Source organism: Arundinibacter roseus, from assembly GCF_004348825.1.
Lineage (GTDB): Bacteria > Bacteroidota > Bacteroidia > Cytophagales > Spirosomataceae > Arundinibacter > Arundinibacter roseus.
In genome coordinates this window covers 391,312-403,762 of sequence record NZ_SMJU01000004.1, presented here as the reverse complement: position 1 = coordinate 403,762, position 12,451 = coordinate 391,312, and the positions used below count along the sequence as shown (strand labels likewise).

The following is a 12,451-nucleotide window of genomic DNA, read 5'->3' as shown; positions in this document are numbered from 1 at the left end:
TGTAAAAAATCGAAAACAAAAAATAATTTGGTTGGAAAGCTGCTACACCAGATACTGCGGAGGTTGATACAGGCCATTTCGACTAGGATCAGGGGCGGCTACTTTCCATTGTTATGCATTTACCAACCATAGAATATTTGGTTTTCTTTAAAAACCGAAACTCTAAAAAAGCTCAGGCTTTACAGGATTGGGCTTCAATCCACGCTTAGTTAACTCATAATCTATCCCGCATAGCACCATTTGTAATTCTGACGAAATATCTTCCTGCTGAAATCTTCGATGCAAAATCCTGGAAACAGAAACCGGTATTTGATAATGGTAAGATTTTCGTTGGTCTGTTTTCCGGGAAGCTCGGATGTACATTACTTCCAGTTTTAAAGAAAATTCGGCCAATACAATCAGTTCTTCCCGCGCCTGAGGGTTATGGGCTATTCGCTCAGCGACTCGCACATAATTTCTTAAATGTGTGAGCTCATGCATATTGAGCTTAATTCGTAATGGCTCCATACAATCCTTCATTTACTGAGATCATACGTACAATATTTATTTCAAAACTGTAAAACAGTCCAATCTTAATGGAATCTATGTAATTGCCTTCGCCGCCATGAAAAAAATGATCATGTGTATAAACTTTTTCCTTTCTGCATCTGGGCAATTCCCGGTTCCCCGTTTCGACCAATTCCTGTACTTGATCAATAAATTTATCAAGATCATCAGTCATTAATTTTGATAAGTCTTCCAGTTCGTTAATTAGTCGGCTCTGCAAAGAGTTTACAGGGTTTTTACAAATTCGTCCTATTATGAAAAAACGTCGTTTAGTTGCCATTTTGTTACCAGTTAAACTGTTTTTCCATTTTCCAGATCCCATTTTCAAACTGGTAGATTTTGTTATCAGCCCTGGTATCTTTATTAATTCTGGTATCAAAGATTGCGGCAGAATGTACTTTTCCTCTGAAATAGGTCTCCATGATCCGGAACATTTCGTTTACAGCATCGCCAATATTCCTGATCCGGGGCTGAGCCCATTCGTTGGACCACTTGGACCACTGATTGCCATCGTGGAATTTAACGACCATGTAGCAGCTGGCCATTTTTCGTTGCTTATCTTTCTGCTCCTGGGTCAGCGGTTTACGTTTGGAGGTCTGCTGTCCTAAAAATCGACGATCTTTCATTTGCTTAGATGTGTTTATAAATGGATAACTGCTTAAATTTTAATCAATCAGTATAGTATCCTGTACCATCACCTTCAATGTAATTTTCAACATATACAATCACCTCCTTAGTAACTTCTCCACCTGCCCGGCGGGCTCGTTGGGCGGCCTGAAAGCGGGGTGACTGAAAATTGTGGGTTTGGCGATCAAGATATTGTTTGGCAAAACGTTCACGGTATTTGGTGCCCAGGCCTGCGAATAAGGCATCATAGTATTGATACAATCCCAATTCAGTTTTTCCAGCTACCTCTTTGCGGGGTGGTATCCCCATTCGTAGTTTCAGGAAGTCACGACGGGCAGTAATGAGTAATCGATCACAGCGTTTTCGGTGGGCATACGCATCTCGTTGCCGTTTCTGTTCAATTTTATCCTTCTTCATCCAGGCTTCAATACCAATGAATCCGAGATGGTTTTCTCTGTCAAAATAGCCTTTTCCTGCGATGACCACTGCGTATGGATCCGGTCGATAGGCATCTGGGTGTCGATCAAAGTAACGTCCGGCTTTATCAAGTTTGCTCAGCTGATAGACTTGTACGTTTAGCCATTCTGCATCCGAAAGCGGATCAGTAAAATTGTTGTAAACACCTGCCATTATGGCGTATAGGGCTGCTTCCTGCTCCTGGTCACTGAAATCTTGTCCCGGGTAAATCACTTGCCATGCATAAAGCCAGAATTCAACGAGCATTTTGAGATGCTGAGGGGCGAGATCCTTAGGATTACGACGAGGTGTTGTAGGTTTTGGCAGCCGTAGGGTGGTTATCGCCTGCCGGGGCCGCACGCTGCCGCCCCCAACTTGATCTTCTCTCCGTCTGTCGGTATTGAAGGGTTGCTGGCCGACAGCTATGGTTTCTGCTCGACCCCTCTGTCCCTGAACGTTCTCTCCGTGTTCAACCAACATATCCACTTTCCTTGTTTCTTTTTTTTCTATTATCTCTATGTAGGTACTATTAAGCGGAAAATTTTTCGGGTTTTCCCCTTCAAAATGCGGTTTTGGAGCATTTTTGAACTCATTGACAGGGGCTTCTGATTCTGGCTCAAACAAGAATTTTGGGCTTATCCACACTTCAAAATCCTTCCTTGTCCCATGAAATTTTGTTTTGATGTAGCCAAGCTCCCGGAGCCTGGAAAGATGGTTTCTGACGGTTCGATCGGTGCATCGACAAAAAGGAGCGAGACGTACATTATTGGTACGTAGGCCAGGCGGTGAATCTTTGGTATAGGCTCCATCAGCCATCATGGAAGCCATACGGTTATAATTTCGTACATACTCCGTTACCAAAGCGTGAAAGGTGGTACTGATCGCTTCCGGAATTAAACCAACCCTGCGGTGTATGAGCTGAACATCTGGTTTGCCATCTGCTGTCATGATCCTTCGTTCAACAGCTTGCATTGGGCAGCTATTATTATGCTCATCAATGGCCTTATAAGCCCGCCGTACTACATTTGATATCTCAATTCTGGGTAGCATACAAGCGTAGGAGTGGGGTTAGTGACTTCATTTTGTTCATACTAAATTGGCAATTGCATAAAATTTTAAACAAACCTTCCCTTACCCACGCCAGGCGTTACCCCGGCGTGGTTTGGGCACTCATGTAGAATTCTGCTCTACCCTGTGAAAGCTCCGGGAATCGAACCCGGCCCCGAACCAACACGGGGGCACCGGCAGCTTTCTCCTTGCCTGAGTAAGCAGGCAACTCCTTCTTAAAAACCCTCCTCTATCCGATATCTGATGTCTTTACATCATCAGATACGAAAGCTCCGGGAGTCGAACCCGGCCTCACCAATACCTACATTCAATATCCACTCTGAGGGCTCCAACAGCTTTCTTCATGCCTGAGTAAGCAGACAGCACCTTACACTAGTATCCCGTTCTCACGTTTACTCACTTTCCTGTTTTTCTCAAATACTCTTTCATCGCATCATCTCGTTTCCTGATGAGCCTTGACCGGCTGCATCCCCAGCGCATATACACCAGCCAGGGATATTTATTTTTTGATTCCCGGACCGCCCATTCCCAGAAAACGAAAAGCGCTGCTGATGCTTCTAATCCGGAGGAGTCCTCTAATTGCCCGCACAAGGCCGCTGCCCAGGTACGACTTTGGCCTATTGTTTTGCTTTCGTGCTTCATAATAGTTGTCAGATTGAGCCATTCAATTTCTCTGAAATCTTCGTTATCGATAAGCCAAGAAATGCTTCATGTAAGCCTTTCATTGTAAATGATTTTTCGACGCTCGTAATCATGAATTCAGCAGATCTGCCGGTGAATTCTCCCTTTATTGCGCACCGTTCTTTGATCATGAGTCTGTCGCCAATGCAAACTTTTTCATCAAAAAAAACCTGTTCAATAATCAGGAATTTCAAGTTGCCCTGGATCAAATTTTCGTAGCGAATGGGCGTGGAAGTGATGGCGTATTCATTCATGACTACCTCCTTTCCCACAAAAGCGGACGTGAGCTCCACGAGCCTGTTTGGAGCTGAAGCTTTTGCCACAATCCGGGCAGCTAAATTGTGGGATTATGTGTTGGGTATCTTTTTGCACAGTTCTCATATCATTAGATTGAACTTTCTTTTCAACTTTCATATGATTTCCCCGACGTTCTTCTGCCTTTTGAATTAGCCAGCTGTTAGGAGCCAGCATAAGTTTCCGACAAAGCCGGGCAATCGCCATCAGATGTTGGTACTCCTGAATCATATCTCCCTCACATTCAAGCATTCGCTCGTAGTGATTTTCCAGCTTTTCCTTGTAGTAGGATATCAAATGCATTGCATTAACTGTTTCAAAGTTTTCACCAACCTTGGTTTGTAGCGCAACATGGGCGTTGCCGTATAAACCTTTGCTTCTTTGCGAAAACCACCGGTTGCGCCAAGGGCAAGTAGGGCATCGTTCCATTTTGAAGTAGGGATATACCCCACCAGTCTACCGTCCACCCGGACGGTACATTGATTTTCAATCGTGATCATTTGCTTAGATGTATAGTTGAAAATTAGACTCTAAAATGCTCTCCTTACGGATCTGAGTTATTCAATCCCTTGGCAATTTGCCTTCCCCAGGCAAGGATTGCCAGACATAGGCAGATGTATAGAAATATGTAAATCATTTAAAATGAATGGTTGAATTTCAATGCCTGGACCTGCCCGATTGCAGGCCCAAGCGGCAGCTGTGTGTATAGTGGTATTTGATTTTTCAGGAAGCTTTCCTCTTTCCAAAATGAGGAATAGTTCTTTGAAGAGGGGCTTCAACCAAGCCTTTGGCTTCAAAGTCATCATCCAGATAATTGGCTCGATATCTGATATTTTCTCCGATTCCGATATATCTCAGCCATCCTTCTCCTCTCCATTTGCGGATCGTTGATAATGACACTTTCAAGCGATCTGCAGCCTCTTGTTCTTTCAGCCAAACCGCATGGTTATTTTGTTCAACCTGCCGATTTAATAGCTCTTGTACAGTCGCTAGAAGTTCTAATTGCTCCTCTGGGAGCGAGAGAGAGATAGTTGTAGCTGTCATGCCTCAAGATCAAAAGGGTTGGATATTAAATGATTCTGTTTCTGGTACCATTCGGGTAGATTTTCTATGACCTTAGGTATCCATTCTTCCAAAGCTCTTAACAGAGCAGGATCATCGGATCTCCCAGCTTGCCCGCGGTTAAGCTCTGCTGTTCCCTGATAGGAATCGAATTCTGGATAAGCGTCCAGAAAGGGGCGACGCCAACCACGATTCCCAGTTACTACCCGTATCAATTCTCCGATTCGGGTTCTTCGGGCTCTTCTACCTTCCATTCCGACCAATACAGGTTCTGTCCAATCAATCATACGGGTATAATTACTTGTTGTTTGAATCTATCAAGTGTGCTACTTTGCAGTGAGCTTATATTTATAAATCTTCTGCACATAGTGATAGTACAAATATTATAATAAGATTATAAATATGAAAGAAAAAAATAGTGATAATATTTAATTTATAATTAAACTAATTCTAAATAAGCAAAATGACAGTAGGGGATCGTTTACGGCGGCTACGGGGTCAAAAAACTTTACAAGAGTTTGCAGAGCCCCTTGAAATTGGATCTGCCAACATATCCCACATTGAAAATGGCCGATCAAAATTGTCCACTGATCTGGCAATTCGAATTGCAACTGTATATCAAATTTCGATTGATTGGTTACTTATGGGAGTCGGAACAATGAATATAGAGGACAAGGTCAAGCCACCACCTCCAAATAATGATTACGTAACCATTTCAAAAGATGAGCTTTTGGAATTAAGGCGAATTGCCCTTGACAAAACATTGGAAGAAAAGCGACAAGCAGAAGAGCAAGTTGCTCGGCTGAAAAATGATAAATGACTTTGAATACTTGCGGCTATATAACTACAAGTATACAAAAAAAATTAAACATTTAAATTGATTTAATACCATTTATACCAAGTAAAATGCCTTATTCGACCAAAGAGCCTAAGTCTAAGTGGATTAAGATTGGAATCGGTCTTGTAATAATTGTACTTATAAGTAACCTTTTGAAAAATATGACCAAAGCTACTCCTGAACAATTGCAGGAGGCAGCCTTAGTTCAAGCAGCGAAGGCATCTGCTGATTCACTTGCTACCAAATTGATGGATATTAGAATTCTTTCTGAAATGTCGATAAGAAAGAATTTGAAGGATCCTGAAAGCTTCGAGCTCATTGACCATGAAGAATATAAAATCACGGATCCGACTCCCTTGGCATACTATCAAACCTCAATCAAGTACCAAGCGAAAAATTCATTTGGTGCTCTTGTAATTGAAAAGCGATGTTTCGATTTCGCCCAAGATGGGGCTTTGACCAAAGCCTTTGAATGTGAATAGTTTCAGAGCTGTTTCAGAATTAGTTTGAAAAAATAGATTAATGAGTTGGTTATAAGTCGGTTATCTGGGTTCGCTTAGATTCCCCTATGGGTCACGCAAGTGACATTACCGACATTGAAAGCCTACTCCATAAGAGTAGGCTTTCTTTTTGTGTATTCAAAATTTCTTTGGATTAGGTAAGATCAAAAATTGATTCCTCTTCAATTAATTTCTCCAAAATTTTAGATTGCCATGAAGAGAGAAGCCGTAAATCAAATTTTGAATGTTTTTTGGACGGCCTTGGCGAGTTGGCTATTAGTTCTGTATTGGTCCCGGCAGAATTCGATTTCTGACTTGCTCGGCATTAGTCTTATCAGTATTATCGCCGGTTTGTTGCCCAGGCATTTTTATACTGCAACGCAACTATCCAATCAAAAAAAATGGTACGAGAAAGCAGGAATTAAAGTTTTCAGGAAAATTACACAAAATGGGGAGTGGGTCTACCGATTGAGCTCTGAAAAAGAAAATACCAAAAGGAGAGTGCGTCTAAAAGCCAATCAACAAACCTATTTACGTACAATTGCGATGTACGAACGCTTTCATTGGATATTTCTGATCTTTTTTCTGGTAAGCGCAGGATTAGCCATTTGGCAAAGGCAGTGGCAAATCGGTTTGCTCGTATTTTTGTTCAATATTCCCTACAACGTATATCCAATTTTACTCCAACAGTATAATAAATTGAGATTTAAGCCCAAAGCGTAATCCTCAACCCTGATATATAAAAAAAGGACTCTGCGGCGAGTCCTTTTTTTTGAGGAATTATCTTAATCTACTCAACTACAATATTTGGATACTTTTGTAAAATATTCTGAATGTCTTTTTCCCGGTTTTTCTCAGATTCAAAATACCAGGTTCTTACCACTTTTTCAGAATTACCTTCATCTACTCCGCAAAAGTAAAGCACCCAAAGTCTTGGATTTGCTGGGTTGGCGGCCCCTTTTTTGATTTTGACAACTGCTGACTCTTCAATTCCCAAATTGTCAAGCCCTGTTTTAAACTTACTCGTAATAATCGGCATAATACTAATTGATCAAGAAATGGCTAAAATATACTATAATAAAATTAAATAAATTCTCATATGCACTGTCTGTCAGTCAATTACAGGCAGGGTTTTGGCTTCGGATGAATGGTGGGGTAACTTAAATACATAAGTCTCATATATATAAGACAGAAATCCTGATTTTTATCCCTTATTCTGGAAAAAATATTATTAATACTGTGCCAATCCGCTGAGGTATTTTTACACACATTAAGATCAAACTCTTAAACTATTTAAATAAAACAATAAATAATATAATTAAAATAATAATAAATACGCAATTTCACTCATGGCATAAGAATAGAGAATAAAATTTATTTGAGGAATTACCTGTTTTTTATGCTGTCAACCGGAATAATTAAGAAAAAGAAGGAGGGGTTTGAGAAGTGGCTTGTTTTAATAAATCCAGGTTCACACCATAAGTCCGTCCTGATTTTACGTGGTCACTACCCCCAATATATATTCGAAATTGTGGCTCCAACCTCTGATCCTGATCATTATAAGGTTGATTTTAAGGGAGATATATATTTTATTAAAGTGCGTAGAGACTTTGATAAGAAAGGAGAACCACCTGTTTCTTACATGCGTGAACTTCTGCAATGGTATCACAAAACGCGACTAACTCCACGTTTGAGTGATATTAACAAGCCAAACTCTACTACATAGTGCCTCTGTAAAGCGATGGCCAGTTACCGTATAGATTTATACGTTCAATCTTTCCGGAAGGAAGTCGCACTTCAATAGACTTATTTTCAGTTGGTTTTTGAAAAGAATCCAGTGCCAGAATCACTATTTTACTTCCGTTCACAATGCCCATCACGAAAGGTAGTTGCTTTGTGGCTGCGGTAACCGCTTGTTTTGGAGAAGCCTTTTGCCATTCTCCATTTTGTTTAAAATCCAGGTCCATGGATTTACCGTCCACCAAAATATCCTCAACTTGTTTGGCCATCCAATTCCCTAACGCAAAGAATTCCGTAGGGTAGTCCCAATATCTTGGTGAAGCCGGGCCTACGACATTTTTTCGGAAGGCACTAAACGGAGTTTTTCCATCGGCCGGAAACCATTGAAAATTCCCCGATTCTTTTTGATTTAGGTCATAGTTGTTTTCCCCATTTCCCATGGCCTGATTGTCATGCCATAAATAGTAACCATCAGACTCAATCAGGGAAAAAAGGGAAATCGCTAGCGCCTGACTTGCCGGCATCGTTACTAATTCATCAAATACAAGATCTCCGGCTGGTTCACTCGTGGCCACATTCCAGGGCACAGCCGGATCTTTGTACAGGGGCATATACCGATTCCAGGCATACCAAATGGTCTTATTTTTTTCCTGAAAAGGAAAAAGTCGATTAATCCGGGCAGTATGTATACCTGCCAAAACCAGGTAATTGTTTGGCGTGAGTCCATCAGGAGTTTCCCCAAAAAAGCTTTTTGGATAGACATCTACCGGAGTGATTGAGGTAAAATCAGCCAGAGTTTGTCCATCTGGTAGCGGATCAAAATTTAGGTAAGTGGATTTCGGCCTTTCATAATCCTCCATAAAAGCCGACGGGTTAATTTTATTATTTTTCCTAAAATTCGGGTTGTGATAGGCCGAGCCTCCCCAATAATCAAATAACTGAATGTTTGGGTTGTTTTTCTTTACCCGCTGCGCAAACCAAATCAGGCGCTGTTTTATGGCGGTCGAGTATTCCTGTTGCCAAAACTCAAAATCAAATGCATATACATTTGAAGGGAAAACCTGATCTGCATAGGCTTCTACCTCTTGTCGGGACAAACCTTCAAACCAATCAGCATCTTTATCGCCAAAAAAACCGGGTGGTTCGGTCCAATGAGCCTTCGCCGGTGGTATATCAGGTTCCCATTTGGGCAAGTGCGTGATTCCGCGATTAAAATAATTTTGGGTGGGCACATTCGCATTTAGCCGATACTGCATGACTAATTTGCCCTGAATAGGCGAAAATTCTGGAAACTTTGTGTCAAAAAAAACGGTATGCTTTCTTGATAAAGTGAACCATTCCGGGATCGTGATTTGTGAGAGGGATGTTTCGGTGACTGGCTTTGTCAAAGGAACATCCACCCAAATATTCTGTTGGCGAATCGTCCGCGTGCGGAGGTGGTTCCACCACTCCGAGTAGGGTGCATCGATCCAGCAAGCGATCACAGAATAAAGATACCCCGGCTGAATTTCAATTCCCTGTTCCAGATTATCAACTACCCGAGTATCAATTAAATATACCCTGGTACGGCCGTCCTGATAATTGGAGAAATCTTTGAGAAATAGTTTGCCACCAACCTGAACCGGACGTACATCAAGCATGATATCGTCACTACCTTGCCGAATCCACCGCTCTTCCGGTACTTCTTCCACGGCTACCTGCGCACTGAAAGTAAAGGTGCCGGAAGCTACACAGGAAGGGTCATTTTTGCTTTGAATACGAATGATTGCCTGCCCGGCTTCAATAGGCAATTTTTTGATAATCATCCACTTGCCAGCCCGGTGAGCAACCGGATCAAATGAAAATCGCTTGCCCTTCTGAACGATTTCAACAGAATAAGGCGCGATTCCCGAAACTCCTGCATAGAGTTCAAATTGCATTTCACGACCGATTTGGCGATAGTGCCGAAGCTCAAGTCCACATGCGGCACTGGGAGGAGAGGCGTTTTCTATACTCCTAAAAGTCTCCGTATACATCGGATATGAAACCGGTTCGGTGGGGCCGTATCGGTTCCATATCCAGGCAAATGTACTTCCCAATAAGGCAAGGGAGGTGCCAATAAGAACGAAGATTCGCACGGAGCGTTTGGATTGCATGCATTAAAATTCGATTACCACCATCTGTAAAACAGGCCGATTGTAGCGTTGATCTGCCCAATTCCTCGGTCAAGGTAGTCAAAATCGAACGGAGTCTGATTATATTTTACCCGCAAATCTGCCCCAACTGATCCATCTTTCTTAAATAGGAACCTGGAACCTGCCGCAGCACCATAGGTGAATTTAATGGCTTGTTCCTGCGTGGCCAAATTGCCATAATACAGCGTGTAATCAACAAAACTTGCACCTGCCGCCAATTGAACGTAGGGCCTGATGCGGGCGTTTGGAGTGCCAAAATAATAGCTTGCCACTCCCTGTACAGGTATTTGCTTTAACGTTCGTGTTTGTACTGCGGAGACGTCCTGATCTTCTATGTTATAAATTGCGCGGGGAAGTTTTTTTGAAAAAAAGCTTTGAGATACTTCAACTCCGACAGAAAAAGGTTGTTGCAGGATCCAGTCAACGGCCACCGAATAGTTATCCATCGATACTTTATCAATATAATTTTCGGCCATTGGGCCAATAGGCAGGCCTGCCCCGCCCCGAAGCGTAATGCTGTAATGCGAGTATCGCTCCCAGGGAGTAGGTATTGAATATAAATTGGGCGCTTGTTGGGCTATGACCTGCGAACTGAAAGCAAGTGCCAAAAGCAAAGTTTGAATAATTTTCATAGGTAATGTGGGTGAATTTTGAGCCATGATTGTGCACGGCAATCAGAAAAATTTGTGGATCAATTCTTATTTAAATACGTAGATTGCTCAAAAACCTGTTGGATAACAGAGTTTAGTAAATCCGGCTCAAATAACCCGTTTCCCCGGATTTCAGCATTCCAAACAACCTTGACCTGATTGTTGGCAGTATCTGGATTTTTGAAATCAATCATTTCCATATACCAATAATTTTCGCGGGTTTGGTAGTAGGAAAAATAGGCCGGATAGCCGTACCCATAGCCATAACCAAATCCTCCACCCCAAAAATTACCCAAAAAAGGCGAAATCGGTTGCGACACAACATTCAGAAAACTATTTCGTACCTGCGCTACGTTGATTCCGAGGTCCGGGTTGTCTTGTGGACTTACGTACGTGTAACCAAGTGCTTTCATTTGATCCACAACCTGTGTCAAAAACTGAATGTCAATATCGGTAAGTGAAGAGCCATTGCCCTGATTGCCAATGACTAATACTGAATCCAGAATACTAAATGTTTGATATTGAGAAAAGTTTACAGATTTATCATAATTGGTTATAAAAACCTGAGACTCTTCAAGGGTTAAATCTTTAAGCGGATCTTTGGTACAAGCTGAAAATAAACCCAAAAGGGCTGCCAAACCAAAAAATGTTAGATACTTCATAGTTGTACTTTATTTTTAATGTGTTACAGATTTAACGAAATTTTACCTTAAAAGATTTTACTTGAATGTGGGTCGAATAGTTAGTTTTTGTCCATTTGTGGCCCTACCAATCTAAACAAAGCTCCAAACCTGAGGTTGATTTATAGATTGATTACAGTCCTTCCAGATCCGTTGATTAAACTGTATGCCATATTTTAACGACCATTTCGGGAGGCGATGAGTTGTAATTGTCTATTACTATTTCTTGAAAATGTTAAAAGTTGCCTACTGTACCCTTTATCAACAACCACTTCCCGACGGACATCGATTTCCAATGGTGAAGTATGAACTTATTCCTCAACAGCTTATTCATGAAGGTACGTGTACCGAATCCAATTTTTTTTGTCCTGAAAAGTTGGATGAAAAATGGGTGTTGGCTGTCCACTCGGTAAACTACTGGCAAGAACTTCACTCGCTTGGTTTACCGGCAAAAATGATCCGGCGAATTGGTTTTCCACTGACTGCCGAGCTTGTCGTTCGGGAACTCGTGATCGCACAGGGAACTGTGGATTGTTGTTTTTTTGCTCAACAGCATGGCGTAGCACTCAATGTGGCCGGAGGCACACATCATGCTTATCCGGATAGGGGAGAAGGTTTTTGTCTATTAAATGATGTAGGAATTGCGGCTAATTACTTGCTGGAAAAGCAATTGGCCACGAGAATTCTGGTCATTGATTTGGATGTGCATCAGGGAAATGGAACGGCAGTCATGTTCCAAAACCGACCGGAAGTTTTTACGTTTTCAATGCACGGAAGTGCCAATTATCCGTTAAAAAAAGAAGAGTCGGATTTGGATATTGCGTTGCCAACCGGTACAACAGATGCTGAATATTTGAGCATTTTACATCATACGCTTCCCCGTCTTTTTGAAGAACACCGCCCTGATTTTGCCTTTTTTGTGGCAGGTGTTGATACATTAGCAACCGACAAGCTTGGTCATCTCAGCATGACTCGCGAGGGGTGCCGTCAGCGTGATGAATTTGTGTTCAAAACCTGCCAACACTATCAGGTTCCGGTGGTAGTCTCGATGGGTGGTGGATATTCCAGCCGCATTGCGGATATTGTGGAGGCGCATTGCAATACCTTTCGCATGGCTTCAAAACTCTATTTTTAG

Annotated in this window: 19 protein-coding genes; 5 read left to right on the top strand and 14 right to left on the bottom strand. The window is 41.9% G+C overall.

Features of this window, described 5'->3' with window-relative positions; genetic code table 11:
* Nucleotides 1-162: 162 nt before the first annotated feature.
* From EZE20_RS08255 to EZE20_RS08210, 10 genes are all read right to left on the bottom strand, one after another.
* Entirely contained in the window at nt 163-507 is a 345-nt protein-coding gene (locus EZE20_RS08255; RefSeq protein ID WP_132116402.1) for a hypothetical protein, read from the bottom strand.
* Entirely contained in the window at nt 488-826 is a 339-nt protein-coding gene (locus EZE20_RS08250; protein ID WP_132116400.1) for a hypothetical protein, read from the bottom strand. The genes EZE20_RS08255 and EZE20_RS08250 overlap by 20 nt, the downstream gene beginning before the upstream one ends.
* A 4-nt stretch (nt 827-830) precedes the next feature.
* On the bottom strand, nt 831-1,172 hold the full coding sequence (locus EZE20_RS08245; RefSeq protein ID WP_132116398.1) for a hypothetical protein: 342 nt from the start codon (nt 1,170-1,172) through the stop codon (nt 831-833).
* Nucleotides 1,173-1,215: 43 nt separating this feature from the next.
* On the bottom strand, nt 1,216-2,679 hold the full coding sequence (locus EZE20_RS08240; protein ID WP_132116396.1) for a hypothetical protein: 1,464 nt from the start codon (nt 2,677-2,679) through the stop codon (nt 1,216-1,218).
* Between the two features lie 414 nt (nt 2,680-3,093).
* Nucleotides 3,094-3,339, bottom strand: coding sequence for a hypothetical protein (locus EZE20_RS08235; RefSeq protein ID WP_132116394.1), 246 nt, complete (start codon nt 3,337-3,339; stop codon nt 3,094-3,096).
* Between the two features lie 8 nt (nt 3,340-3,347).
* Nucleotides 3,348-3,701, bottom strand: a complete 354-nt coding sequence (locus EZE20_RS08230) for a hypothetical protein (RefSeq protein WP_132116392.1) — start codon at nt 3,699-3,701, stop codon at nt 3,348-3,350.
* Complete coding sequence (locus tag EZE20_RS08225; RefSeq protein ID WP_132116390.1) at nt 3,625-3,975, bottom strand: hypothetical protein; 351 nt, start codon at nt 3,973-3,975, stop codon at nt 3,625-3,627. Before EZE20_RS08225 ends, EZE20_RS08230 begins: the two co-directional genes overlap by 77 nt.
* Entirely contained in the window at nt 3,966-4,172 is a 207-nt protein-coding gene (locus tag EZE20_RS08220; protein WP_132116388.1) for a hypothetical protein, read from the bottom strand. The genes EZE20_RS08225 and EZE20_RS08220 overlap by 10 nt, the downstream gene beginning before the upstream one ends.
* Nucleotides 4,173-4,395: 223 nt before the next feature.
* Nucleotides 4,396-4,716, bottom strand: coding sequence for a helix-turn-helix domain-containing protein (locus tag EZE20_RS08215; RefSeq protein ID WP_132116386.1), 321 nt, complete (start codon nt 4,714-4,716; stop codon nt 4,396-4,398).
* Nucleotides 4,713-4,988, bottom strand: coding sequence for a hypothetical protein (locus EZE20_RS08210; protein ID WP_132116383.1), 276 nt, complete (start codon nt 4,986-4,988; stop codon nt 4,713-4,715). The genes EZE20_RS08215 and EZE20_RS08210 overlap by 4 nt, the downstream gene beginning before the upstream one ends.
* Before the next feature lie 209 nt (nt 4,989-5,197).
* Here EZE20_RS08210 and EZE20_RS08205 point away from each other — a divergent pair, with 209 nt between their 5' ends.
* The 3 genes from EZE20_RS08205 (at nt 5,198) to EZE20_RS08195 (ending at nt 6,795) form a co-directional block, all read left to right on the top strand.
* Nucleotides 5,198-5,554 (top strand): helix-turn-helix domain-containing protein, encoded by a 357-nt coding sequence (locus tag EZE20_RS08205; RefSeq protein ID WP_132116381.1) that lies wholly within the window; start codon nt 5,198-5,200, stop codon nt 5,552-5,554.
* A gap of 86 nt (nt 5,555-5,640) precedes the next feature.
* Nucleotides 5,641-6,054, top strand: a complete 414-nt coding sequence (locus EZE20_RS08200; protein ID WP_132116379.1) for a hypothetical protein — start codon at nt 5,641-5,643, stop codon at nt 6,052-6,054.
* A 231-nt stretch (nt 6,055-6,285) separates the two neighbouring features.
* On the top strand, nt 6,286-6,795 hold the full coding sequence (locus EZE20_RS08195; protein ID WP_132116377.1) for a glycosyl-4,4'-diaponeurosporenoate acyltransferase CrtO family protein: 510 nt from the start codon (nt 6,286-6,288) through the stop codon (nt 6,793-6,795).
* Between the two features lie 67 nt (nt 6,796-6,862).
* Here EZE20_RS08195 and EZE20_RS08190 read toward each other — a convergent pair whose 3' ends face one another.
* Nucleotides 6,863-7,111, bottom strand: coding sequence for a hypothetical protein (locus EZE20_RS08190; RefSeq protein ID WP_132116375.1), 249 nt, complete (start codon nt 7,109-7,111; stop codon nt 6,863-6,865).
* 360 nt (nt 7,112-7,471) lie between these two features.
* Here EZE20_RS08190 and EZE20_RS08185 point away from each other — a divergent pair, with 360 nt between their 5' ends.
* Nucleotides 7,472-7,798 carry a hypothetical protein gene (locus EZE20_RS08185; protein ID WP_132116373.1) on the top strand — a complete coding sequence of 109 codons (327 nt, stop codon included), beginning with the start codon at nt 7,472-7,474 and terminating at the stop codon, nt 7,796-7,798.
* Here the strand turns inward: EZE20_RS08185 and EZE20_RS08180 are convergent.
* The 3 genes from EZE20_RS08180 to EZE20_RS08170 are packed head-to-tail and all read right to left on the bottom strand — an operon-like array spanning nt 7,791 to nt 11,298.
* On the bottom strand, nt 7,791-9,947 hold the full coding sequence (locus EZE20_RS08180) for a hypothetical protein (RefSeq protein ID WP_132116371.1): 2,157 nt from the start codon (nt 9,945-9,947) through the stop codon (nt 7,791-7,793). The genes EZE20_RS08185 and EZE20_RS08180 overlap by 8 nt on opposite strands.
* Nucleotides 9,948-9,961: 14 nt before the next feature.
* On the bottom strand, nt 9,962-10,618 hold the full coding sequence (locus tag EZE20_RS08175) for a porin family protein (RefSeq protein WP_132116369.1): 657 nt from the start codon (nt 10,616-10,618) through the stop codon (nt 9,962-9,964).
* A 59-nt stretch (nt 10,619-10,677) separates the two neighbouring features.
* A complete protein-coding gene (locus EZE20_RS08170; protein WP_132116367.1) occupies nt 10,678-11,298 on the bottom strand; it encodes a DUF4136 domain-containing protein in 621 nt (206 codons plus the stop codon).
* Between the two features lie 250 nt (nt 11,299-11,548).
* On the opposite strand from EZE20_RS08170, the gene EZE20_RS08165 reads away from it, so the two are divergent.
* Entirely contained in the window at nt 11,549-12,451 is a 903-nt protein-coding gene (locus EZE20_RS08165) for a histone deacetylase family protein (protein ID WP_132116365.1), read from the top strand.